Origin of the sequence: Streptomyces sp. Y2F8-2 (genome assembly GCF_014905555.1) — a bacterium.
In the GTDB taxonomy this organism is placed as follows: Bacteria; Actinomycetota; Actinomycetes; order Streptomycetales; family Streptomycetaceae; genus Streptomyces; species Streptomyces cynarae.
In genome coordinates this window covers 476835-501211 of record NZ_BNGS01000003.1, presented here as the reverse complement: position 1 = coordinate 501211, position 24377 = coordinate 476835, and the positions used below count along the sequence as shown (strand labels likewise).

General features: G+C 69.5%; 21 protein-coding genes. 7 read left to right on the top strand and 14 right to left on the bottom strand.

Annotated elements, in window-relative coordinates; genetic code table 11:
• Positions 1–93: 93 nt before the first annotated feature.
• Complete coding sequence (locus tag SY2F82_RS12290) at positions 94–855, bottom strand: hypothetical protein (protein WP_200419038.1); 762 nt, start codon at positions 853–855, stop codon at positions 94–96.
• Between the two features lie 125 nt (positions 856–980).
• On the opposite strand from SY2F82_RS12290, the gene SY2F82_RS12285 reads away from it, so the two are divergent.
• Positions 981–2192: a pyridoxal phosphate-dependent aminotransferase gene (locus tag SY2F82_RS12285; RefSeq protein WP_200419037.1), complete on the top strand. Its 1212-nt coding sequence runs from the start codon at positions 981–983 to the stop codon at positions 2190–2192.
• Positions 2193–2303: 111 nt separating this feature from the next.
• Complete coding sequence (locus SY2F82_RS12280; protein ID WP_200419036.1) at positions 2304–2732, top strand: hypothetical protein; 429 nt, start codon at positions 2304–2306, stop codon at positions 2730–2732.
• A gap of 226 nt (positions 2733–2958) precedes the next feature.
• On the opposite strand, the gene SY2F82_RS12275 is transcribed toward SY2F82_RS12280, so the two are convergent.
• Positions 2959–3465 carry a hypothetical protein gene (locus SY2F82_RS12275; RefSeq protein WP_200419035.1) on the bottom strand — a complete coding sequence of 169 codons (507 nt, stop codon included), beginning with the start codon at positions 3463–3465 and terminating at the stop codon, positions 2959–2961.
• 363 nt (positions 3466–3828) lie between these two features.
• The gene (locus SY2F82_RS12270; RefSeq protein WP_200419034.1) at positions 3829–5652 is read right to left on the bottom strand and encodes a phosphoenolpyruvate carboxykinase (GTP); all 1824 of its coding nucleotides are present in this window, start codon (positions 5650–5652) and stop codon (positions 3829–3831) included.
• A gap of 308 nt (positions 5653–5960) precedes the next feature.
• Between SY2F82_RS12270 and SY2F82_RS12265 the strand changes: the two genes are divergently transcribed.
• Positions 5961–6674 carry a hemolysin III family protein gene (locus SY2F82_RS12265; protein ID WP_200419033.1) on the top strand — a complete coding sequence of 238 codons (714 nt, stop codon included), beginning with the start codon at positions 5961–5963 and terminating at the stop codon, positions 6672–6674.
• A gap of 55 nt (positions 6675–6729) precedes the next feature.
• On the opposite strand, the gene SY2F82_RS12260 is transcribed toward SY2F82_RS12265, so the two are convergent.
• Complete coding sequence (locus SY2F82_RS12260) at positions 6730–7755, bottom strand: DUF6528 family protein (RefSeq protein ID WP_200419032.1); 1026 nt, start codon at positions 7753–7755, stop codon at positions 6730–6732.
• A 281-nt stretch (positions 7756–8036) separates the two neighbouring features.
• On the opposite strand from SY2F82_RS12260, the gene SY2F82_RS12255 reads away from it, so the two are divergent.
• Positions 8037–8693, top strand: a complete 657-nt coding sequence (locus SY2F82_RS12255; protein WP_200419031.1) for a TetR/AcrR family transcriptional regulator — start codon at positions 8037–8039, stop codon at positions 8691–8693.
• A gap of 25 nt (positions 8694–8718) precedes the next feature.
• On the top strand, positions 8719–9450 hold the full coding sequence (locus SY2F82_RS12250; protein ID WP_200419030.1) for a Mut7-C RNAse domain-containing protein: 732 nt from the start codon (positions 8719–8721) through the stop codon (positions 9448–9450).
• On the opposite strand, the gene SY2F82_RS12245 is transcribed toward SY2F82_RS12250, so the two are convergent.
• The 7 genes from SY2F82_RS12245 to mca all read right to left on the bottom strand — a co-directional run bounded on the left by SY2F82_RS12245 (position 9447) and on the right by mca (position 19587).
• The gene (locus SY2F82_RS12245; RefSeq protein ID WP_200419029.1) at positions 9447–11870 is read right to left on the bottom strand and encodes a galactose oxidase-like domain-containing protein; all 2424 of its coding nucleotides are present in this window, start codon (positions 11868–11870) and stop codon (positions 9447–9449) included. The genes SY2F82_RS12250 and SY2F82_RS12245 overlap by 4 nt on opposite strands.
• On the bottom strand, positions 11867–13069 hold the full coding sequence (locus tag SY2F82_RS12240; RefSeq protein WP_200419028.1) for a glycosyltransferase family 2 protein: 1203 nt from the start codon (positions 13067–13069) through the stop codon (positions 11867–11869). Before SY2F82_RS12240 ends, SY2F82_RS12245 begins: the two co-directional genes overlap by 4 nt.
• Complete coding sequence (locus SY2F82_RS12235) at positions 13066–14709, bottom strand: glycosyltransferase family 39 protein (protein ID WP_200419027.1); 1644 nt, start codon at positions 14707–14709, stop codon at positions 13066–13068. Before SY2F82_RS12235 ends, SY2F82_RS12240 begins: the two co-directional genes overlap by 4 nt.
• On the bottom strand, positions 14706–15983 hold the full coding sequence (locus SY2F82_RS12230; RefSeq protein ID WP_200419026.1) for a glycosyltransferase: 1278 nt from the start codon (positions 15981–15983) through the stop codon (positions 14706–14708). Before SY2F82_RS12230 ends, SY2F82_RS12235 begins: the two co-directional genes overlap by 4 nt.
• Before the next feature lie 203 nt (positions 15984–16186).
• Positions 16187–18214, bottom strand: a complete 2028-nt coding sequence (locus SY2F82_RS12225) for a thioredoxin domain-containing protein (RefSeq protein WP_200419025.1) — start codon at positions 18212–18214, stop codon at positions 16187–16189.
• A 218-nt stretch (positions 18215–18432) separates the two neighbouring features.
• The gene (locus SY2F82_RS12220; RefSeq protein WP_200419024.1) at positions 18433–18702 is read right to left on the bottom strand and encodes a hypothetical protein; all 270 of its coding nucleotides are present in this window, start codon (positions 18700–18702) and stop codon (positions 18433–18435) included.
• A gap of 6 nt (positions 18703–18708) precedes the next feature.
• On the bottom strand, positions 18709–19587 hold the full coding sequence (gene mca / locus SY2F82_RS12215; RefSeq protein ID WP_200419023.1) for a mycothiol conjugate amidase Mca: 879 nt from the start codon (positions 19585–19587) through the stop codon (positions 18709–18711).
• Positions 19588–19745: 158 nt separating this feature from the next.
• Between mca and SY2F82_RS12210 the strand changes: the two genes are divergently transcribed.
• Both SY2F82_RS12210 and greA read left to right on the top strand, forming a co-directional pair.
• The gene (locus SY2F82_RS12210) at positions 19746–20144 is read left to right on the top strand and encodes a DUF4307 domain-containing protein (RefSeq protein WP_200419022.1); all 399 of its coding nucleotides are present in this window, start codon (positions 19746–19748) and stop codon (positions 20142–20144) included.
• Positions 20145–20312: 168 nt separating this feature from the next.
• Positions 20313–20810: a transcription elongation factor GreA gene (gene greA, locus SY2F82_RS12205; protein ID WP_200419021.1), complete on the top strand. Its 498-nt coding sequence runs from the start codon at positions 20313–20315 to the stop codon at positions 20808–20810.
• Between the two features lie 151 nt (positions 20811–20961).
• Here greA and SY2F82_RS12200 read toward each other — a convergent pair whose 3' ends face one another.
• From SY2F82_RS12200 to ilvA, 3 genes are all read right to left on the bottom strand, one after another.
• Positions 20962–21813 carry an ABC transporter permease gene (locus SY2F82_RS12200; RefSeq protein ID WP_200419020.1) on the bottom strand — a complete coding sequence of 284 codons (852 nt, stop codon included), beginning with the start codon at positions 21811–21813 and terminating at the stop codon, positions 20962–20964.
• Complete coding sequence (locus SY2F82_RS12195) at positions 21810–22820, bottom strand: ATP-binding cassette domain-containing protein (RefSeq protein WP_200419019.1); 1011 nt, start codon at positions 22818–22820, stop codon at positions 21810–21812. Before SY2F82_RS12195 ends, SY2F82_RS12200 begins: the two co-directional genes overlap by 4 nt.
• Before the next feature lie 194 nt (positions 22821–23014).
• A complete protein-coding gene (gene ilvA / locus SY2F82_RS12190) occupies positions 23015–24244 on the bottom strand; it encodes a threonine ammonia-lyase (RefSeq protein ID WP_200419018.1) in 1230 nt (409 codons plus the stop codon).
• Positions 24245–24377: the final 133 nt, after the last annotated feature.

Here is a 24377-nt window from a genome sequence, read left to right as displayed (position 1 = left end):
TTCCGGCCGTCCCTGATTTGTCATGCGCATTGTGAATGGAGGGGCGTGCGGGGACAAGGAGCGGTTTTCGGCCGCGGGCTACGGGCGGCTGTCCTACTTCGGCCCCTTGGTGGCCCCGCGTCCGCGGCCGGGCTTGCCGCCGGAGTTGCCCGGCGTGGTGGCGCTCGCGGGGTCGGTGGGGGTGGCGGAGGACCCCCCGGCGGTGGGGGCGGCGGACGTGGGCGCCTCGGAAGTGGCCGACACCGGGGCGGCGCCCCGCGAGGCGCCGGGAGTGGCGGACGCCTCGGTGGCGGCGGCAACGGATCCGGCGGTGCGGGACGGCCCGGCGGCAGAGGAGGATGCGATACCGGTCGCCTCCGTGGGCGACGCGGACGGTGCCGCCTTCGGCCGGGCCGACTGCCCGGCGTCCGCGGGTGCGCCGGAGGAACCGGAGCCGAAGCCGCCGGCGAGTGCGACGACGACGCCCACGGCACCGAGCGCGCCCACGGCGAGGGCCGCACGGCGAGGCAGAGGGGAGCGCGACGAGGTCCGGGCCCGGCGCCGCGAAGCGCGGGCCTCCCCGACGACTCCGGTATCGATGGCGCCACCGTCGGCCCCATGCGTCACAGGCAGCTCGCGGGTCTCGTCGTAGGCGTTCTGCCAGCCATGGGCGGCCGCCGGATCGGCGTAGCCCCCGTAGTCCGGCTCTGCTACCGCATACGGGTGATACACGTTCGGCTGATTCCGGTCCTCGCCGCCGTCCGGATGCGACCCACCGGCGGGGTACCCGGCGGCCGCACCGTTCTCGGCGTTCGACCCGTATGCCCCGTCATTCGGGCCGTACGCCCCGTCACCGGGGTGATGCTGCCATGACATGTGGGCGCATTGTAGAGGCGACTGGGATCGGTGGTGCAGTCGCGGTGACAACCGGCCGATCCCTCCCGTCTCACGTGGTGGAAAACACGCCGCGTGGGCCGTTACGCGGCCGTAAGCTCGCGGACATGCAGGTGATCCAGTCCACGAAGCTCGCCAACGTCTGCTACGAGATCCGGGGTCCGGTTCTCGAGGAGGCGATGCGGCTGGAGGCGGCGGGTCACCGCATCCTCAAGCTCAACACCGGCAATCCGGCCGCCTTCGGCTTCGACTGCCCGCCCGAGATCCTCGAGGACATCCTCCGCAACGTCTCGACGGCACACGGCTACGGCGACGCCAAGGGCCTCCTGGCCGCGCGCCGGGCGGTCGTCATGCACAACCAGACCCTCGGCATCGAGACGGACGTCGAGCACGTCTTCATCGGCAACGGCGTCTCCGAGCTGATCGTGATGGCCATGCAGGGCCTGCTGGACGACGGCGACGAGGTACTCGTACCGGCACCCGACTACCCCCTGTGGACGGCGGCGGTGTCCCTGTCGGGCGGCACGGCCGTCCACTACCGCTGCGACGAGCAGTCGGACTGGATGCCGGACCTCGCGGACGTGGAGCGGAAGGTCACCGACCGCACCAAGGCGATCGTCATCATCAACCCGAACAACCCGACGGGCGCGGTGTACGACGAGACGGTCATCCGGGGCCTGACGGACATCGCCCGCCGCCACAACCTGCTCGTCTGCTCCGACGAGATCTACGACAAGATCCTCTACGACGGCGCGCGGCACATCCCCACCGCCGCGGTGGCCCCGGACCTGCTGACCCTCACCTTCAACGGCATGTCGAAGGCGTACCGGGTGGCCGGCTACCGGGTGGGCTGGATGTCCATCTCGGGCCCCCGCGCACACGCGGAGTCGTACATCGAGGGCCTGACGATCCTGGCGAACATGCGCCTGTGCGCGAACATGCCGGGCCAGCACGGCGTGGTGGCGGCACTCAGCGGCCGGCAGACGATCAACGACCTGGTACTGCCGGGCGGACGGCTGAAGGAGCAGCGGGACGCGGCGTACGATCTGCTGACCCAGATCCCGGGCGTGACCTGCGTGAAGCCGAAGGGCGCGCTGTACCTCTTCCCCCGCCTCGACCCGAAGGTCTTCAAGATCAAGGACGACCGGCAGATGGTCCTGGACCTGCTGCGCCGCGAGAAGATCATGGTCGTCCAGGGAACGGGCTTCAACTGGACCGAGCCGGACCACTTCCGAGTGGTGACCCTGCCGACGGTGGCGGACCTGACGTCGGCGATCACCCGCATCGGGAACTTCCTGGACGGCTACAGCCAGCCGTGACGCCCGCGCGGGCTCACGTGGCGTGAGCGCCGACCACATTCCGAGATCCAGGTAACTTTAGACAAGTTCTAAGCTAAGATGGCTTCCTGTCAGACGTCAGGAGGCCATCCCATGTACGAACCGATCCGCACCAAGTCGGTCCACACGATGGCCGACGCCACCGGGGCCGACTTCCCGCACCGTTCACGCGAGGAGGAACTGGACATCCAGCTCGCGGGCCATCTGGCGGCGCTGCTCACGGTGACGGACGAACTGCGCGCCCTGACCCCCTCCGCCGACCTGGACACGGCCGCGGAACGGCTCGCCGAGCAGGTGACGCGGTTGCGCGGTGGCGTGACACCCCTGCGCGCGACCACCGCCGCCCGCGGGCCGGAGCCGCGCATCACGGCCCTCCACCGCCGCGCCCACACGCTGGCGGGCCGCGCCCTGGTGGTGGCCGCGTCCCGCGCGGACACGGCGGCGGCGATCCTGTCGGCGGAACGCATGGACGCGCACAGCGCCGCACTGGCCGACCCGCGCGAGCCCATCACCGCGGGCTGACCCTCCGAGCCGCACGACGGCTCCCCTTCAACGGCCCCGGTCCGCGTGGACACCCAGAGACGCGCGGACCGGGCGCCACGACTTCGGTCGGCCCACGGTCACTTGGGCTCAACACGGCGCGTCGTCGGAAACGGCGGACGGCACCCACGAGACCGAAGCCTCGAGGCGCCGTCGCCTTTCCCCGGTGATACGGCCGGCCGAGATCACGCCGCCGATCGTTCGGGAGTTACACGCCCGGAACCCTCGCGCAGACGACGTAGGCCGTGACGGTCGTCCCGGCGGGCAGGAGGGCGTCGGCGCTGACCCGCCACGCGTCGGGAGCGGAGTCGACCGGACGGCTCTCGATCACGTTGACAGCGTTCAGCGGGCCGGTGACGAGGTATCCACCGCCGGTGACTTCGTCGTTGTTGTCGGCGCACGTGGCGATGGACGCCGTCCCGAGGGGGTCGGTAGAGGTGATCGGGGTGGCGTCCGTCACGGTGTAGGTGTCAGTCAGTCCGGGCGGGCCCTGGGGACCGGCCGGGCCCTGGGGACCGGCCGGGCCCCTCTCGCCGCGCGGCCCCTGCGGCCCGCGGTCCGGACCGGGCTGGGCGACACCGTCACCGCCTGAGCTGTGGATCGTGGCGGCGACCGCCGTCGCACTCGGGACGACGTTGAGTGCCACGGCAAGCGCGCCCGCCGCCACCGTCATGGCGGTCTTCGCGCGTGAACTACGGATCGTTCTACGGCTCACCAGAGAACCTTCCTCACTAACTTGGAGGGATCAGACCGCACGCGCGCACTTCGTGCGCTTTCGCATGCGTGTCACGTCGCCTTGGCTACGGACGGGAATCATTCTTAACTCACAGCAATCGAATGGTTACGATCCGGTCCGTGTCACAGACGGAGATCACCCGAGCGGCCTCCGCACCGAAAAAAGCCGCCGGGAGTGAGCCAGCGGCATATTCTGCACGCCGAGTGGGTCATGACGCAGAGAGGCCGGGGCCCGTACACCGTTGTACGGACCCCGGCCTCGCTTGATGCTGTCACCGCGGCCGGTCCTGACGACGTCGCAGGTCAGGGCAAGTCCGACCGGCCGCGGAGTTCAAAGGGGGCGTCAGCCCAGGCGCTGCACCAGGGCGCGGTACTCGTCCCACAGCTCCTTCGGGGTGTGGTCGCCGAAGGTGTTGAGGTGCTCGGGGACCAGGGCGGCCTCCTCGCGCCAGACCTCCTTGTCGACCGTGAGCAGGAACTCCAGGTCGGACTCGGACAGTTCGAGGCCGTTCGTGTCCAGGGCCCCCTTGGCCGGCAGGATGCCGATCGGGGTCTCGACGCCCTCGGCCTTGCCCTCCAGGCGCTCCACGATCCACTTCAGGACGCGACTGTTCTCGCCGAAGCCCGGCCAGACGAACTTGCCCTCGTCGTTCTTGCGGAACCAGTTGACGTAGTAGATCTTCGGCAGCTTGGACTGGTCCTTGTCCTTGGCGACCTCGATCCAGTGGGCCATGTAGTCGCCCATGTTGTAGCCGCAGAAGGGGAGCATGGCGAAGGGGTCGCGGCGCAGCTCGCCGACCTTGCCCTCGGCCGCCGCCGTCTTCTCGCTCGCCACGTTCGCGCCGAGGAACACGCCGTGGTTCCAGTCGAACGACTCGGTCACCAGCGGGACCGCGGTGGCGCGGCGGCCGCCGAACAGGATCGCCGAGATCGGCACGCCCTTCGGGTCCTCCCACTCGGGCGCGATGATCGGGCACTGCGAGGCCGGGACCGTGAAGCGGGCGTTCGGGTGGGCGGCCGGGGTCTCCGACTCCGGAGTCCAGTCGTTGCCCTTCCAGTCGGTCAGGTGGGCGGGCGACTCCTCGGTCATGCCCTCCCACCAGATGTCGTTGTCGTCGGTGAGGGCGACGTTGGTGAAGACCGCGTTGCCCCACAGCGTCTTCATCGCGTTGGCGTTGGTGTGCTCACCGGTGCCGGGCGCGACGCCGAAGAAGCCCGCCTCGGGGTTGATCGCGTACAGGCGGCCGTCCTCGCCGAACCGCATCCACGCGATGTCGTCGCCGATCGTCTCGACCGTCCAGCCGGAGATCGTCGGCTCCAGCATGGCGAGGTTCGTCTTGCCGCAGGCGCTCGGGAAGGCGGCGGCGACGTACTTGGACTCGCCCTGCGGGGGCGTGAGCTTGAGGATCAGCATGTGCTCGGCCAGCCAGCCCTCGTCACGCGCCATGACCGAGGCGATACGCAGCGCGTAGCACTTCTTGCCCAGGAGTGCGTTGCCGCCGTAGCCGGAGCCGTACGACCAGATCTCGCGGGCCTCCGGGAAGTGCGAGATGTACTTGGTCGAGTTGCAGGGCCAGGGCACGTCCTCCTGGCCGGGCTCGAGCGGGGCGCCCAGCGAGTGGACGGCCTTGACGAAGAAGCCCTCGGAGCCGAGCTCGTCGAGGACCGCCTGGCCCATGCGCGTCATGGTGCGCATGGAGACCGCGACGTATGCGGAGTCCGTGATCTCCACGCCTATCGCGGAGAGCGGCGAGCCGAGCGGGCCCATGCAGAAGGGCACGACGTACATCGTCCGGCCGCGCATGGAGCCGCGGAACAGGCCGTTCTCGCCCTGGAAGATCTCCCGCATCTCCGCGGGGGCCTTCCAGTGGTTCGTCGGACCCGCGTCCTCCTCCTTCTCGGAGCAGATGAACGTCCGGTCCTCGACCCGGGCGACGTCCGTGGGGTCGGAGGCCGCGTAGTAGGAGTTCGGGCGCTTGATCGGGTCGAGCTTCTTGAAGGTGCCCTTGCGGACGAGCTCATCGCACAAGCGCTCGTATTCGGCCTCGGATCCGTCACACCAGACCACGCTGTCCGGCTGCGTCAGTTCGGCGATCTCGTTGACCCACGAGATCAGGTCCTTGTGCTGGGTGGGGACGGTTGAGGGAGCCGCGATGTCGCGCGCCACGATCGCTCCTAGATGAGGGATTTTGTGTTGATTGCCCCGTGGGGGCTGCGACCCGGATGCTTCGTAGCCGCTCATCCGGTGCCGACCGCACTCATTTGATCATCCGACGAGATTGCCCATCTGTCCAGAGGACGTCACACCTGAGCGGAGTGGGGATCGCCACACGTCGCCGCGTTTCTTTGCGTGCACGTAGAGTTCGACAGAAGATTTTTTTGCGCGGCGGCCGTACCTGCACAGGCCGGACGGGCCGGGTGATATCGGTCGCACTCTGATCCACAACTTACGGTTCCGTAGGTACCATGCCGCGCATGACTGCGTCCGTCCCCGACGCGCCCACGGACTCGCCGGCAGCAGGCCGCGGTCCCGTAGCGCTCTCCTTGCCCCACCCGGTCAAGCCCAAGCTCCGCGGCTGGCTGCACCTCGGGATGTTCCCGGCCGTACTCATCGCGGGCCTCCTCCTCACGGCCCTCGCGGACTCCGCGAGAGGCCGTATCGCCTGCGGCGTCTACGCGCTGACGGCCTGTCTGCTCTTCGGCGTGAGCGCGCTCTACCACCGCGGCAACTGGAGCCCGCGCATGGACGGCGTGCTGCGCCGGCTCGACCACGCGAACATCTTCCTGATCATCGCGGGCACCTACACGCCCCTGACCCTGCTGCTCCTGCCGGGCGCGAAGGGGCAGTGGCTGCTGTGGGGCATCTGGACCGCGGCGGCGGCCGGCATAGTCTTCCGGGTCTTCTGGGTCGGCGCCCCGCGCTGGCTCTACACACCGTGCTACATCGCGATGGGATGGGCGGCCGTCTTCTTCCTCCCCGACTTCATGCGGGCGGGCGGGATCGCGGTGCTGGTGCTCATCGTCGTCGGCGGACTGCTCTACAGCGCGGGCGGCGTGATCTACGGCATCAAGCGGCCGAACCCGTCACCGCGGTGGTTCGGATTCCACGAGGTCTTCCACTCTTTTACTCTCGCCGCTTTTGTCGTGCACTACGTGTGCATCTCGCTCGTGGCCTACCAGCACGTCTAGCTGATCGAAGCATGTCCCTCATGGCCACGGCTTTCGAAGCCGTGGCCATGTCCGTTCAAAGCCACCATCGGGCTTTATATACGCTTGTTCCGATCAACGCGTCCTGCCCGCTCGGGTCCACGAAGTCGACACGCGAACTGCACCAACTGCATGAGGTCTGGTCGTCAGGGCTGACCATGATGACTTGGCCTGTTGTCGGATGCTGGCTGATGCTCTTGACGTGAGCCTTGTCGATGCCGCTGGGTGCGGTGGCGCGAGTGAATTTTCCGCTGGTCAGGGAGACCCGGTAGACATGGCGGCCCGTGGTCACCCAGCGGTCATCGGGGGCGCCGACGACCGGAGCGAGATCGTGGCCGTCCTCGTCGGGCAGGGCAAGCCGGCGTTGCAGGGTGATGCCGGGTGCGGCCCTGGTCCCGGTGACAGCGAGCGCGTGCAACTCTGAGGCGCCGAGCGCCCACAGCAGACGCTGCCCTGCGTCCCAGGAGACGGCGTGGGCCCCGGGCAGAGGGTGCTGCACGTAGTGGCTGGAGCGTGGGCCCTGGGACGATGTGTAAAGACGGACGTATCCGCCCGTGCTGGCGGCCACGGCAATGTTTCCGTCCGGCAGCATTTCCAGACTGTGAAGATTACTTGAGCGGGCAACATTCGTTGCCCAGTAAGTGAAGCCTCGACCGCGGTTGTAGGCCACGGCCATACCGCCTGAGGCGCACGTCAGGAGCAGCGTGCCGTCCGGCGTCTCGACCTGTTTTGCCTCGCTTACATTGATCCAACTCCCGGACGGGCGGAGATCGGCCAACTCGGTATCCGACGCCGGGGACCAGGACCAGAGCGCGGTCAGGTCCAGTCGGCGTTCACGGTAGGCCCTCAGGGTTCCGGTCTCCGTGAGGATCACGCACTGTGACTGCTGATCACACAGGACGATCAATTCGCGGTCGGTGACTGGACTCGGAATGGCGTCGGAAGCGGCAACGGGTTCACCGTGATGAGGAACAGCTGCAGCCGAAGCGCCTGCGCGCAAAAAGCGCCGCCGCGTCAGGCCCGGGCGGCTGGAAACCTGTGTGACAGGTGCTGGATTTCTCATCCGGCCAGAGTTACCAGCCACATCGTGGCTACGTTGAGTGACGCGGCCTACGCGCCGCGGCCCCCGGAATAGTCACACGAAGACACTGCGGCCTCGGCTTGGGATCGGCTGGGCCTGCGTTGTGGAGGTGCTCGAAAATGCGTTCAACCTCCCCCGCAGGCCCCCGCCGGTCGGCCTGGTCCGTTCAGTTCGCGGCGGTCTCCGCCCCTGATCCGACCGCCGCAGGTGGCACGCCCCAAGGCAGCCCCGGCCATGGTCGCCACCGGGGCGGATGCCGGAGAATGACCGCCATGACGGCCGCACGTACCACTGGCTCCTCCGCCTCCCCCGCCGACCGCCCGCAGTTGGGACTCCGTGAGCGGAAGAAGATCAAGACCCGCGAAGCGATCCGTGCCGCGACGTACGCGCTGATCAGAGAGCAGGGGTACGACGCCACGACGATCGAGCAGATCGCCGACCGGGCCGAGGTGTCGCCGTCCACCGTCTTCCGTTACTTCCCGACCAAGGAGGACATCGTCCTCACGGACGAGTACGACCCCCTGATGCTGGAGGAGTTGCGCGCACGGCCCGAGGACGAGCCGTGGATGGACTCCATCCGGTACGTGATGGGCAAGGCCCTCGACCTGAGCGAGCAGGAGGATCCCGAGGTGCTCCGGCTGCGGGCGCACCTCGGGGTCCAGGTCCCCGCCGTCCGCTCCCGGTACTTCGAGAGCATGTCGGAGACCGGGCGCCTGCTCCGCCAGGCCCTCGCGGAGCGCACCGGCCGCGACCCGGAGAGCCTTGAAGTGCGCGTCTGCGCCATGGCGCTCATCGGCGGCATGATGGAGGTCTCCATGTACTGGGCGGAGAACGGCTTCGAGGGCGAGCTCCGTGACCTGATGGAACGGGCGCTGGACGTCATGGAACACGGACTCGAGCGGAAACCCGAAGGCCCCTGAGCGGCCCGCGTGCCATCCTGACCAGGTGAACGGACCCGAGATCCACATCGAGTTCGCCCCCGAGCTGGGACTCTTCGTTCCGCATGCACGGCGCGGGCGCCCCACGCAGGTCGTCACCGACGGGGCGTCCACGCTCGGTCATGTCGTCGAGTCGCTCGGTGTGCCGCTGACCGAGGTCGGGGCGCTCGTCGTGGACGGCCACGCCGTGGCCGCGTCCCATGTGCCGGCTGCCGGGGAGACCATCGAGGTGCGCCCCGTCGAGCGGCCCCAGCGGGTGCCGGGCGCCCCGCTCCGCTTCCTCCTCGACGTCCACCTCGGCACCCTGGCCCGCCGGCTGCGGCTGCTCGGCGTGGACGCGGCGTACGAGTCCACGGACATCGGGGACGCGGCCCTCGCGGCCCGGTCCGCCGCCGAGCGCCGGGTGATGCTCAGCCGTGACCGGGGGCTGCTGCGCCGCCGCGAGCTGTGGGCAGGCGCGTTCGTCTACAGCACCCGGCCCGAGGAGCAACTCCGCGACGTGCTCGACCGGTTCGCGCCCGAGCTGCGGCCGTGGACGCGCTGCACGGCCTGCAACGGCCTGCTCCGCGACGCCACCAAGGACGAGGTCGCCGACCAGCTCGAACACGGCACGCGACGGACGTACGACGTCTTCGCCCGCTGCCTCGACTGCGGCCGCGCGTACTGGAAGGGCGCGCACCACGACCAGCTGGAGGCGATCGTGGAGCGCGCCCTCGCGCAGGGGTCGAGCCCGGGCTAACGCCTCTTCATGTCACCCCGGGAGCAGGCCACCCCGTCCCCGTTCGGGTCGAGGCCCAGCGGGTCGTCCTTGCCGTTGACCTTCAGGCGGCCGTAGTCGTTCGCCTTCAGCCAGGCGCAGCGGGCGGCCGTCGTCCTCTCCACCTCAGGCGGGAAGACCGTCGGCACGCACACGTTGACCGAGCCGTAGTGCCGGTCACAGCCGGAGATGGTGGGGCTGACCTTCTGCGAGGTGCGCTTGGGACCCGCGCTCGTCGTCCTGCCCTCCAGGGAGTCGGCGAAGGAGTGGACGTGGGCGGTGGCCGTGTCCGCGCTCAGAGCGGCCGGGCCCCGGAGGTGGATCCACTGAGCCACGGACGGGACGCCGTTCGCGTCGACCGCGAAGAGCATGTACCAGCCGGGCGGGGCCAGGTTGGGGTTGCTCGTCACGTTCAGGTCGACATTGTTGCCGTTCACCGACAGCGGCAGGTCCACGAACCGCTGGTTGGGGTCGGAGGAGTGGGTGACCGCCGCGGGCCGGATCAGCTCCGCCTTCGCGATGGGCCGGTCGACCGTGATGCGCTGCGTGGTGCCGTACGTCCACTCGTTCGTGATCACCGAGGTGATCGTCGGGCGGGTGCCCTTGAACAGGTACGGCGGGGAGTAGATCGACACGTTGGGGTTCCACGTGCCGTTGCCCGGGTTGTCGCCGGTCGCCATGATGCGGCCGTCCGGCAGCAGGAACGCGGAGGAGTGGTAGCCGCGGGACTCGGGGTCGGCGGCCACCGGGTCGAACGTGGAGGTGTTCGGGTCGAAGATCGACGACTCGTAGACCGGGTCGGCCCGGTTGTGCAGTGCGCCGCCCGTCTCCAGCACCTTGCCGTCGGGCATCAGGACCGCCGAGACGTACATCTTGCCCTGGTTGCCGGTCTCGGCGACCTTGCCGCTTCCGAGGTCGACCGTGCCCTGCGGCAGCGGCGGCCCCGCGGCGTAGGACGGGTTGGCCTGCTTGAGGTCGATGATGTCCGTCAGGCGGTTCGCGTCCGGGTTGGAGTCGATGTTGCCGCCGCCGATGGTGAGGACCTTCTGGTTCTGTGCAGGGGGCAGCAGCACGCTCGCCGACTGGTCGCGCTCGTCCTTGTTCTGCAGGCCCGGGATCTGCGTGATCGTGTTGGCGTTGTAGTCGTAGATCGCCGAGCCGGTGCCCGGGATGTTGTTGCCGAAGACATGGCTGCCCGAGTAGAAGAGGCGGCCGTCCTGCATCAGGATCATCGACGGGTACAGGCCCCAGTACGACCAGGTCTGGTTGACCTTCCACAGCGGCAGCCACTGCTGGTCCTTGGCCGACCAGTACTCGGTGGTCACCGAGCCCGTGGAGTCCTCGCGCAGTCCGCCGAAGGAGATCACGTCACCGTTGCCGAGCTCGGTCGCCGACGGGTACCAGTGGCCGTCGTTGAGGTCGTTCGTCCTGGAGTACGTCTCCGTCGCGGGGTCGAAGAGGTACGAGTCCTTGAACCCCTCGTAGCCGTGCCCGCCCGGCACCGGGTACGCCTTGTTGCCGCTGAGCACCAGCACGCGCCCGTCCTGGAGCTGGATGTGCCCGGCGCAGAACATGTCCTTCGGAGTGGGGATCACCTTGTAGGAGCCGTTCGACGGGTCGTAGACGGCGCTGGTGAACGAGCCCGCCGCGAAGTTCTCCTCGCTGTTGCCGGAGCCGGCGATCAGCAGCACCTTGCCGTTGTTGAGGACGACGGAGTGCATGGAGCGGACCGGGTTCTGGGTGGGCAGGACCGTCCAGCTGCCGTTCGCGCACTGGTCCGTCGTGCCCGTGCACCGGGCGGGCGGCAGCGGGTCGGGGACCTGCTCCATCGTGTAGTCGTCGGTGGTGACGGACCCGGTGCCGTACACCGACACACCCCAGGTGATCAGGTCGGTGCCGTCCGGGACCGCCGGGGTGCGCACGCTCGCCCGGGCCCAGGCGGCGCTCATGTCGAGCGTCTTCAGGTCGGTCCAGTACTGCCAGCCCGCGGTCCTGTCGTGCCGGAAGAGGGTGACCGAGGTGTCCGGGGTCGTCGACTTGTACCAGAGGGACAGGTCGTACTGCTTGCCCGGTGTGACCACCGGAGCGCAGCTCGCGGACTCGGTGATGAGCGCCTTGCGGTCGCCGCTCACACGGCGGGTCAGCTCGACCTTCATGGCCTTGCCGCCGGTGTGGGCGTCGCTGGTGGTGGTGAAGGTGAAGTCGTTGTCGCCCCAGCCGGACTTCTCCCAGCAGTACGGCATCCCGTCGGTTCCGGCGGTCTCGAAACCGGGGTTCTTGATGAGGTTGGCGGCGGACGCGGGCTGCGGCGAGGTCAGGAGCAGGCCCGCGGTCAGGCCCGTCACGGCGAGCAGGGCGGTTCTGCGTCTACGGGATATGCGGAGTCTGCGGACGGTTCTCATACGGCTCTCCTTGCTGTGCGGCTCCCGCTCCCGGGGGTGCGGTTACGGCGGGGGAGGTAGACCAGCGCCTCGGTCCCCACGAAGCGCAGGACGAAGGTCATGACCAGCGCGAGCGCGGTGGCGGGCAGTACGCCCACGCCGAACGTGCCGACCAGCAGTGCGATCAGCGGGATGCGCAGCACCAGGTCCGCGTTGGCGAGGAGCGCGAACCGGCCCACCCGGTCCCACCAGCGGCGGTGCCGGCGCCGCTCGCGGAACAGCAGTTGCTCGATGAGCAGGAAGTTCCAGGCGACGCCGAGCTGGTTGGCGAGGATCTCCGCCGGCAGGTAGTGCACTCCGAGCCTGGTCAGCGCCCACAGGCCGGCCAGGTTCGGTACGAAACCGGACGCGCCGATCAGCCCGAAGGCGACCATGCGCGCGAGCGGGGAGGCGGTGCGCAGTCCCACCAGGTGGCGCAGGAAACGGAAGCCCTCCTGCGCCGTCGACTTGGACCGGCCCGCGAACCGCTCCTGGAAGACGAACGGCACCTCGGTCACCTCACGCGGCCTGCTGCGCACGGTGAGTTCCAGGAGGATCTTGTAGCCGAGCGGCTGGAGGATCTCCGCGGTGACGGCGCTGCGACGGATCGCGAAGAAGCCGCTCATCGGGTCGCTGATACCGCGCAGCCTGCGCGGGAACAGCGTCTTGGTCAGCCAGGTCGCGCCGCGGGAGACGGCGATCCGGTAGCCGCCCGCGAGGCCGGCGCGGCTGCCGCCCTTGAGGTAGCGGGAGGCGACCACGAGCCCGGCGTTCGTGCGTTCTCCGGTGCCGATCAGCTCCGGGACCAGGGAGGGCGGGTGCTGCAGGTCGCCGTCCATGACGACGATCCAGTCGGAGCCGGCCGCCTTCAGTCCCTCGACGACGGCCCCGCCGAGCCCGCCGACCGGCTCGTCCCGGTGCAGCACGGTGACCGGGAACGGGCAGTCCTGCGCCTCGCGGACGATCACGTCCGGGGTGTCGTCGGTGGAGTCGTCGACGAAGAGGACCTCGCAGGGCAGGCGGGACGGCACCGACTCGGTGATCCGGTGCAGCAGTTCACGGATGTTCCCCGACTCGTTGAAGGTCGGGACGACGATGGTGACGGCGCCCGGCTCGGGTGGCTCGGCGGCCCGAACGGCCGGATCGCCGAGTTCGCCGGGGACGGTGGATTCCTGGCTCATCGGCCGCCTCCCGCCGACTGGTCGATCCGGCGGATCTCGATCCGGTCCGGCCCGGTGCCGAAGGTGGCGACCGGCGTGGAGTGCTGGAGAGCGGCCCTGACATTGGGCAGGTCGACCGCGTCGCGCCGCACCGTCGGGGACGCGACCACGTAGTCGAGGTCGCGCCAGCCGCGCGGCATCGTCCTGGCCACCGCCGGGTCGAGGTCGGCCTTGTAGAACCAGATGGCGCCGAGCCCGGGCCGGTACCCGGCGTGCACCAGGTCGAGCCAGAGGGCGTCGTCGACGAGGACCCGGGTGTCCTTCGGGTCGCTCACCTGGCTGCCGAGCCAGTACGAGGCGGCCCGGTAAGGGGCGTTGGCGTCGGTGGTGACGGCGGTGCGGTCGCCGTCGTACCAGCGGGGCACGACGTACGCCCCGGCGGCGGCCACGAGCAGGGCCGCCACGGCGTACCGCGCCCAGGTGACGTACGGCATCCCGGTACCGCCGCGCCACCGGCGCAGCACCAGGTGGACGACGCTCGCGGCGGCGCCCGTCAGGACCAGGGCGAGGAACGGCAGCGCCTGGATGACGTACATCGCGGGCAGGTAGCCGCTCGGCCGCATCGCGACCAGGGTGAGGACGGCGACGGCGAGGGCGGGCCCGGCGAGCGCCCGAGCGGTGACCGACCAGCGCCAGGTGAGCAGGACCAGCAGCGCCCCGGCGAGGCCGCCGAGCGGCAGGACACGGTCGTAGTAGAGCCAGGAGTGCAGGACGCCGTAGGACCCGGAGCCGGGGTCGAGGATGAACCCGGAGCCGGCCCGGCTCATCTGGTAGCGGATGCCGTCCCACAGGGAGACATGGCCCGCGCCCGGCAGCAACTCGCCCTTGAGCAGGGCGAAGAGGGGGTACGACAGCCCGGTGAGCGCGCACGCCGTGATCGCGCCGGTGAGCGCGAACTTCCGGGTGTCGCGGTGGCTGTGGCGCCACATGGTGAGGAAGACGGCGGGCAGGACGACGAGCATCGTCTCCTTGGTCAGGACGCCCGCGGCGGCGGCGAGGCCCGCGCCGAAGTGGTGCCAGAGGTGACGGCTCGGGGAAGCGGCCAGGGTGAACGCGAGCAGCGTCCACATCACCGCGATGTTGTCGAGGAAGATCTCCCGCTGGAGCACCACCGACAGCGGGGAGAGCCCGAAGAGGGCCATGGCGAGTCCGGCGGCCCAGACCGGCAGGTTCAGGCGGCGGGCGAGGACGTGGACGAGGACCGCACTCACCGCGCTGACCAGCAGCATCGCGACCCGCATCGAGCCGACCGTCATCAGGCCGGCGTCGAGGTGGGCGGGGATCCAGGTGAGCAGGGCGATCTGGACCCAGCCGAGCGGCGGGTGGTCGTACCAGTAGGTGTAGTGGGCGAGTCCGTGGCCGTTCTGCACGGCCCATGCCTGGGCGAGGTAGGTGCCCTCGTCGTCGCTGAGGGTGGGGTAGTCGGCGATGTTCCAGCCCTGCACCGTGAGGATCGCGGCGAGGAGCACGCCGCACACGATCAGATCGGGACGAGAGCTGCGGAAACGGAACGCCGGACGGGGGACGGGGACGGTTTCGGGGACAGGTGTGCCCTGCGCGGGGACCTTCGTCTCGGTCGCCGCGGGAAGAGTGGAGGTCACGCAGCAACGTCCTCTCGGGACTCGAGGATCACGCCGGTCGTGGCCAGGTGGGCGCCGACGTGGCTGGTCAGCTCCCAGTCGTTGCGGCCGCGCTGCTCGCGCCAGACGGCGCGGATCGCGGCGCCGGCGAGGAGCACCTGGTAGAAGGGGCCGCCCACGATGAGCTTCACGTAGTGGACCAAGCGCACGCGCAGCCCGTACTGCTTGCCGAAGTCGTGCAGTCCGACGACCTCGAAGACGAAGGTGACCGCGGCGGTCACGAGCGGGAGGAAGGTGAGGAAGGCGACGCCGACCGGTACGTCCAGGAAGAGGGCGACTGCGGCGTTGAGCGGGATGACGACGCCGGAGAACGCCTGCAGGAACGGCGTCATCAGGGTGTAGCGGGCGAGCAGCCGCTGCCCGAAGCCGGGCAGTTGCCTCCAGTCCTTCTTGCGGTAGACCTGGAGGAAGCCCTGGTTCCAGCGGGTGCGCTGCTTGAGCAGCGACAGCAGCGAGCCGGGGGTCTCCTCCCGGGTCACCATGTCGGAGTCGTAGGCGACGACGACCTTCTTGCCGACGCTGGAGAGCCTGACGCCCAGGTCGCAGTCCTCCGCGAGGCAGTCGGGGTCCCAGCCCTCGGCCTCCCGGAGGACATCGGTCCGGACGAAGACGGTGTTGCCGCCGAGCGGGATGAACCCCTTCTGCGCGTGCAGGTGCAGCCGGGAACGGAACCAGAAGAAGTACTCCAGGCAGTTGCGCAGGCTGTACCAGCTCGAGTGGAAGTTGATCAGCTGCACCCCGCCCTGGACCACGTCCGCGCCCGTGGTGCGGAACGCGTGGTCGACGTGGGCGAGCAACTCCGGGTGGACCTGGTCCTCGGCGTCGAAGACCCCGACGACATCGCCGCGGCAGTGCGGCAGCGCCGTGTTCATGGCCTTCGGCTTGTTCTTCTTCTCGTGGTGGTCGACGACGACGCGGACCCGTGCGTCCCGGGTCGCGGCCCTGCGGGCGACCTCGGTGGTCTCCGGGTCGTCGTGTCCCACGATGACGATGATCTCGAAGTCGGTGTGGGTCGACTCGAGCAGCCGCTGGATCGTGTGGTCCAGCACGGCCTGCTCGTGTCTCGCGGGCAGCAGCAGCGAGAACGACATGTGCTCGGCGCCGTCCGGACTGCTGAACCGGGTGGAGGCGAGCACCTCGGGCGTGCGCCACGCGTGCATCTGCCACCACAGAGTGAAAGCGGCCATCCAGAACAAGGCCAGCGAGACGACGGCAATGAAGACAGACGTCAGCAAAAAGATCCCCCCAGATCCCCGAACCCCCTGTCGCGACAGGGTGTTACTTCTGTCGCGCCACCGTGGAGAGACTAGGAGGGAACTGTGAAGCCCGGGAGCTCTTCAGATAAATAGCTTGTTTCGGAACAGCCGGTTCCTTACGGGGATCTATCCGAACACCTGCTCAATCCGACCATCTGGAACCAATCGTTCCATGAGGCGTTTCAGCCGCTCAGCGCCGCGCGGAGCCGTTCCGGGTCGGTGGTCGGGGCATCGCACGTGAAGTTACGGCAGACGTACGCGGTCGGTTCATCACCGACCAGAATCCGGTCAACCAAGAGCGGCAGCTCATCACTCTCCGGGGTGCCGACGGCCACGACCGCGCCCGGCGCCGTGCCCAGAAGTGCCGTGCGGTGCAGGGCCCTTGTGGCGGGGTCGTCGAGCGCCGGGCCGACGACCGCCACCTCGCGCGGCCCGTCGAGGAGCGCCTCGGCGACCGCGAGCCCCCACCCGATGAAGCGCGGCACCCGCGGCCCGAGCGCCTTGACGACACCCGACGCCCGCTCGGCGGCGGCACGGTGGGGTTCCGAACCGGTCTGGGCGGCGTACGACAACAGCGCGCCCGCGGCGGCGGTCCAGCCCGACGGGGTGGCGTTGTCGGTGGGGTCCTGGGGGCGTCGGATGAGCTTCTCGGCGTCCGCAGCGGTGTCGTAGAGCGTGCCGCTGTCGTCGGTGAACCGCGTGAGCACGTGGTCGAGCAGGAAGCCGGCGAACTCCAGCCACACGCCCTCGCCGGTGACGGAGGCGAGCGCCAGGAAGCCCTCCGCGACGTCCGCGTAGTCCTCCAGCACGCCCGCGTTCGCGCCCACCCGGCCGTCCTTCGACGTACGGGCCAGGCGGGCGTGCTCGTCCAGGTGCAGCCGTACCAGCAGGTCGGCGGCGCCGAGTGCGGCGTCCACGAGGTCGGGGCGGTCGAAGTACGCGCCGGTCTCGGCGAGCGCGGCGATCGCGAGGCCGTTCCAGGCGGCGACCACCTTGTCGTCACGGCCCGGGGCGGGGCGCTCGGCCCGCTTCTCCAAGAGGCGGCGCCGGATCGACTCGATCCGCTGAGCGTCGAACACGCCTTCCTGCTGGGGAAGTTGCAGCACGGAGGAGCCGTGCTCGAAGGTGCCCTCCTCGGTCACCTCGAAGTACTGCGCGGCGAGTTCGGCGTCGTCGGCGCCGAGGGCCTCCCTCAGCTGCTCCGGCGTCCACACGTAGTACGCGCCCTCGACGTGCCGGCCCGCGCCGTCGTCGCTGTCGGCGTCCAGCGCGGAGGCGAACCCGCCCTCGGGGGTGCGCAGTTCCCGCACCATGAAGTCGGCCGTCTCCAGGGCGACCCGGCGCGCGAGGTCGGAGCCGGTGGCACGCCACAGGTGCGCGTACACGCGGCACAGCAGGGCGTTGTCGTAGAGCATCTTCTCGAAGTGCGGCACCACCCAGTCCCGGTCGACGGAGTAGCGGGCGAAGCCGCCGCCGAGCTGGTCGTAGATGCCACCTCGGGCCATGCGCTCACAGGTGTCCTGCGCCATCTGCAGGGCGCCCTCGGAGCCGGTGCGGGCGTGGTGGCGCAGCAGGAACTCGATCACCATGGACGGCGGGAACTTGGGCGCCCCGCCGAAGCCGCCCCGCTGGGCGTCGTACTCACGGGTGAGTCCGAGAAGCGCCTGGGCGAGTTCCTCCTCGCCGGGCACCCGCGTGTCGCCATAGCTGATCTCGCGCTGGGCGAGGTCCCGCGTGATCTTCGCGGCGACCTCGGTCACCTCGTCCCGCCGGTCGGCCCAGGCCTGCTGGACCCCTTCGAGGACCTGCCGGAAGGAGGGCATGCCGTGGCGGGGGGCGGGCGGGAAGTAGGTGCCGAAGTAGAAGGGCTCGGCGTCCGGGGTGAGGAAGACGGTCATGGGCCAGCCGCCGTGGCCGGTCGCGGCCTGGACCGCCTCCATGTAGACGGCGTCGACGTCGGGGCGTTCTTCGCGGTCGACCTTGATGCTGACGAAGTGCTCGTTCAGGTACGCGGCTGTCGCGTCGTCCTCGAAGGACTCGTGAGCCATGACATGACACCAGTGGCAACTGGAGTAACCGACGCTGAGCAGCACCGGCACGCCCCGTTCACGGGCCTCGGCGAAGGCCTCGTCCGACCAGGGCCACCAGTCGACGGGGTTGTCGGCGTGCTGGAGCAGATACGGGGACGTCTCATGGGCCAGTCGGTTCACCGTTCCACTCTCCCACGGCGACGGGCACCGCGGAGAACAGCGGTCTGGCCGGGCGGGCCCACAAGGGCGTCCTCGCGTGTGCGGGCGCCTTTCGGCCACGGCGGTGTCGCCCGGCGGTGCCGAATCGGCCGAAACCGTTCACGGCACCGCGGAGCGCAGTTCATCCCGAGGCGAGAGGAGCCGGGGACGGGCAGGGAGCCGCCGACTCTGCTGAGCCGTCAGCCCTGCTGAGCCTTGGGCGTGCCCTTGGCCGCCGCCGTGCCCGAGCCCTTCTTCCCGGCTTCCTCGCCCGAGGCATCGGCGTCCTCCTCGAAGGACACCTTGCCCATGTGCTTGTTCATGGACTTCATCAGTCCCCACACGGCCAGTGCCATCACCGCGAAGACGATGAAGCCGAGGACACCGGGGGTGACCTTGTTCTCGTCGACCTCGGCCAGCGGCACCAGGTGCGTCACAGCCAGGCTCACGCTTGCGCTCATGTCAGGCATTGTCCCTCAGGGCCGGCGGACGCCTGCAAAGAGGTCGTCCTCCGGGAGCGAGGTGTCCACGAGCGACTTCGCAAGCTCGTACTCCTCCGTCGGCCAGACCTCCTTCTGGAGTTCCAGCGGGACCCGGAACCAGCCGCCGTCGGGGTCGATCTGCGTGCGGTGCGCGATCAGCGCCTTGTCGCGGATCTCGAAGAAGTCGGAGCAGGGGATGTGGGTGGTCAGGGTGCGCTCGGCGCGGTTGAACTCGTCCCACCGCTTGAGCCACTCCCCGTACGGGGACTCCATCCCACGCTCGAGCAGCGCCTTGTGCAGGGCCTCGGTGCGGGGCCGGTTGAAGCCCTGGTTGTAGTACAGCTTCAGCGGCTGCCACGCGGGGCCGAACTCCGCCTCCGGGTACTTCTCGGTGTCCGCCGCGCCCTCGAACGCCACCATCGAGATCTTGTGGGTCATGATGTGGTCGGGGTGCGGGTAACCGCCGTTCTCGTCGTAGGTGGTGATCACCTGCGGGCGGAAGGCGCGGATCTTGCGGACCAGCTCGCCGGCCGCCTTGTCGACGTCCTCCAGCGCGAAGCAGCCCTCCGGCAGCGGGGGCAGCGGGTCGCCCTCGGGCAGACCCGAGTCGACGAAGCCCAGCCACTCCTGCTTGACGCCGAGGATCTCGCGGGCCTCGTCCATCTCCTTCTTGCGTACCTCGTGGATGTGCTCCTCGATGTACTTGTCGCCCTGGAGCTTCGGGTTGAGGATGGAGCCGCGCTCCCCACCCGTGCAGGTCACCACGAGCACGTCCACCCCCTCGGACACGTACTTCGCCATGGTGGCCGCGCCCTTGCTCGACTCGTCGTCGGGGTGGGCGTGCACGGCCATCAGTCGCAGTTGGTCAGTCAAGACTCGATCCTCGGTCAGTCGGCAAGTCGGCGCCCGGTGTGATGCGGCGCGATGGGCGGCTTCTATAGTGACCGAACCGGGGGACGAAAAATTCCGGGCCCGGTCCCCGGACGTCCTTTTCGGGACATCCGTCCCGGCCCCCGGCCGAGAGGACGATCATGACCACGGTGAGCACGCGACTGCCCGAGGACCGCTACGGGCGCTCCTCGGACGAGCGCGCCGACCGCACGCTCAAGATCGTCGGCAGTGCGCTGGGAGCGGTGCTCCTCGCACTCGTCGGCTGGTTCGCGTACCACTATGTCGGCCAGAACAAGATCAGCGGCCAGGTCATCACGTTCGAGGCCACGCAAGACACGGTCAAGGCCCACCTTGAGGTACGCAAGGACGCCGACGCCACCGGCTACTGCACCCTGCGGTCCCAGGCGGCGGACGGCACCGAGGTGGGCCGCGCGGACTTCCGGTTCGGCGGGCACGCCACAGAGATCGACAAGGTCGTCACGCTGCGCACCACCGCGCCGGGGACGACGGCGGAGCTGCTGGGCTGTCACGCCGACTGACGTCACTCGTGTCGCGTAGCCTCTGACCTGCGTTGACGTAATTCTGATGGCTTATGTCCTCCCCCTTTCGCCGGTGAATTGTTAGGCTCGTGGTTTCGCCCACCCGTGGAGGAACATGCTTCTGGGTAGGGCGATGCTTTGTATTCCAAGTACCGACGAGGAGCACCTGTGACCCAGACCAGCGAGAACGTCACCTGGCTGACCCAGGAGGCGTACAACCAGCTCAAGGCCGAGCTGGAGTACCTTTCTGGTCCTGCGCGCACGGAGATCGCCGCCAAGATCGCGGCCGCGCGCGAGGAGGGCGACCTGCGTGAGAACGGCGGGTACCACGCGGCCAAGGAGGAGCAGGGCAAGCAGGAGCTCCGTGTGCGCCAGTTGACCCAGCTCCTGGAGAACGCCAAGGTCGGCGAGGCTCCGGCGGCCGAGGGCGTGGTGGCACCGGGCATGGTCGTCACGATCGCCTTCGACGGTGACGAGGACGACACCGTGACCTTCCTGCTGGCCTCGCGCGAGTACGCGAGCGGCGACATCGAGACCTACTCGCCGCAGTCCCCGCTGGGCACGGGGGTGAACGGCAAGAAGGTCGGCGAGGACGCCGAGTACGAGCTGCCGAACGGCAAGAAGGCCATGGTGCGGATCCTCAAGGCCGAGCCCTACCAGGGCTGAGGCCGAGCCCCGCCAGGGCTGAGCCTTCTCCCGACACTTCGCGGCCCCTGGGCGCTTCGGGCGCGCCCCGGGGCCTCGTCGTGTCCTGGGGCCTTGTCACCCCGGGGAGAGCCGGTGGCCTCCGGCCGAGCCGCCGGAGGCCACCGTGGTGTCATGCCGTCGCCGAGCGGTACTTGCGGACCGCGAGCGTACGGAAGACCAGGAGGATCACCACCGACCAGATCAGCGAGGCCCACACGGGGTGCTGCATGGGCCAGGCGTCGGGCGTCCGGAAGCCCGGGGGAAGGTTGCCGAACAGCTCGCGGCACGCCTGCACGGTGGCACTGAACGGGTTCCACTCCGCGATGTGCCGCAGGAAGGACGGCATCTGGTTCGCGTCCACGAACGCGTTCGAGATGAAGGTCAGCGGAAACAGCCAGATCAAGCCGCCCGAGGTCGCCGCTTCGGGAGTGCGCACGGACAGGCCGATCAGCGCGCCGATCCAGGAGAACGCGTACCCGAGCAGCAGGAGCAGGCCGAATCCGGCGAGCACCTTGCCGAAGTTCTCGTGCGTGCGCCAACCGACGATCAGGGCGACGACCGCCAGGACGACGAGGGTGAGCGCCGTCTGCACCAGGTCGGCGATGGTACGGCCGGTCAGCACCGCACCACGTGCCATCGGCAGGGAGCGGAAGCGGTCGATGAGGCCCTTGTGCATGTCGTCGGCGATGCCCGCACCCGCGCCCGCCGTCGCGAACGTGACGGTCTGGGCGAAGATGCCGGCCATCAGGAACTCGCGGTAGGCCTGGGTGGTGCTGGACGAGCCGACCTGGATCGAGCCGCCGAACACGTAGGTGAACAGCACCACGAACATGATCGGCTGGATCAGCCCGAAAATGAGCATCTCGGGAATCCGGCCCATGCGAATCAGATTCCGCTGGGCGACGACCAGTGAGTCGCGGACGGACTGGACGACGGGGTTGGCGGGCGCCGCGACGGGCACGGCGTCGGTTCCGGCACTCACTTGGCGGTCTCCTTGGTGCGCTTGCGGGCCTTGGGGTCCTCGGCCGCGCCGTTCTCCTCGGCCTTCTCCTCGGCGGCGTGGCCGGTCAGGGACAGGAAGACGTCGTCGAGGGTGGGGCGGCGCAGCCCGATGTCGTCCATCTCGATGCCGCGGCCGTCCAGCTCGCGGATGATCTCGGCGAGCAGCTTGGCGCCGCCGACGACCGGGACCGTGAGCTTGCGGGTGTGCTCCTCGACCGTGGTGTCGGCCTTGCCGAAGCGGCTCAGCACCTCGGCGGCGGTGGCGATGTGCTCGCGCTCGTGCACCACGACCTCGACGCGCTCACCGCCCGTGCGCGCCTTGAGCTGGTCGGAGGTGCCGCGGGCGATGACGCGGCCGTGGTCGACGACGGCGATGTCGTGCGCCAGATGGTCGGCCTCTTCGAGGTACTGGGTGGTCAGCAGCAGCGTCGTGCCGTCGGAGACGAGCTGTTTGATGACCTCCCACAGTTGCTGGCGGTTGCGCGGGTCGAGGCCGGTCGTCGGCTCGTCCATGAACATCACGGGCGGCCGGACCACCAGGGCGGCGGCGAGGTCGAGGCGGCGGCGCATACCGCCGGAGTACGTCTTGGTGGGGCGGTCGGCGGCGTCCGTGAGGCGGAACTGCTCCAGCAGCTCGGCCGCCCGCTGCTTCGCCGCCTTGCCGCGCATCTGGTAGAGCCGACCCACCATCTGGAGGTTCTCGCGGCCGGTCAGATACTCGTCGACCGCGGCGAACTGTCCTGACAGGCCCACCGAGCGGCGCACCGCGTCCGGGTCCTTCAGCACGTCGATGCCCGCGACGAGCGCCCTGCCGCTGTCGGGGCGCAGCAAGGTGGTCAGGCAGCGGACGGTCGTGGTCTTGCCCGCGCCGTTGGGCCCGAGGAGGCCGAGCACGGTGCCCTGGGGGACGTCGAGGTCGACGCCGTCCAGAGCCCTTACGTCGCCGAAGGTCTTCACCAGGCCTTCGGCATGGATGGCGCCTGGCATATGAGTTCTCCACGTCGTCGGAAAAAACGGCGAGCCGCCGGGGACAGGGGTATGGCAAAGTACGCGCAAAACGCGTTGAGGGCGAGACCCGTCACAAGGTGACGAGGTACCAGGTGACGAGACACACACCATAACGCGATGTATCGCGTCTCTCAACAGATTTTCGCCGACTGCTTCCGGCACCGCCCCCGACCTCAGTCGATGACGGTGTAGCCCGCCTCCCGCAGCGCGTGCCCGACCTCCACGCAGTGCTCCGGGCCCTTCGTCTCCAGGTGCAGCTCGACCTCCGCCTCCGTGAGCCCGAGCCGGGGGTCGGTCCGCACGTGGCTCACGTCGAGGACATTGGCGTCCACCAGCGACAGCACCCCGAGGAGCGTGGCCAGGGCACCCGGGCGGTCGGTCAGCCGCAGCCGTACGGCCAGGTAACGGCCCTGCGCGGCCATGCCGTGCCGCAGGATGCGCTGCAGCAGCACCGGGTCGACGTTGCCGCCGGACAGCACCGCGACCACCGGGCCCTCGAAGGCGCCCGGATCGCTCAGCAGCGCCGCGACCGGACTCGCGCCGGCCGGCTCGACGACCAGCTTGGCCCGCTCCATGCAGAGCAGCACCGCGGCGGACAGCGCGTCCTCGGACACCGTGCGGACCTCGTCGACCAGATCGCGGACGATACGGAACGGCACGTCACCGGGCCGTCCCACCCTGATGCCGTCGGCCATGGTCGCCGCGCTCTCGACGGACACCGGCCGCCCGGCCGCCAGCGAGGGCGGGTACGCGGCCGCGCCCTGCGCCTGCACGCCCACCACCCGTACGTCCGGCCGCAGCGCCTTCACCACGGTCGCGATGCCCGCGACGAGCCCGCCGCCCCCGGTGCCGACGACGATCGTGCGCACATCGGGGCACTGCTCCAGGATCTCCAGGCCGACCGTGCCCTGACCCGCGATGATGTCCGGGTGGTCGAACGGGTGGATGAACACCGCGCCCGTCTCCGCCGCGTACTCCTGCGCGGCGGCCAGCGTCTCGTCCACCACCTGGCCGTACAGCCGTACGTCCGCGCCGTACTCGCGGGTCGCGCTGATCTTCGGCAGCGGGGCGCCCTTCGGCATGAACACCGTGGAGCGCACACCGAGCAGCGCGGAGGCGAGGGCCACGCCCTGCGCGTGGTTGCCCGCGCTCGCGGCGACGACCCCCGCGGCACGCTCCTCGGGCAGCAGTCCCGCGATGCGCACGTACGCGCCGCGCAGCTTGAACGACCCGGTCCGCTGGAGGTTCTCGCACTTCAGGTGCACCGGGGCGCCGACCAGCTGGGACAGGTGCCTGCTGCCCTCCATGGCGGTGACACGTGCGACGCCCGAGAGCATCTTCTGGGCGCCCCGGACGTCGTCCGGCGTCACCGTCGGCAGGGAGTCGGCCGTGCTGTAGTTCATGACCACCAGTCTCGCAGTTCACGCGCGTCCACAGCGGGTGTGACCAAGGCGCGGAACGGGTTTGCACAGCCCTGGTACGTCCTGCGCCCCGGCCGCGTACCCTGTCCCCCAACCCAGCTCCCCACGCACGAAG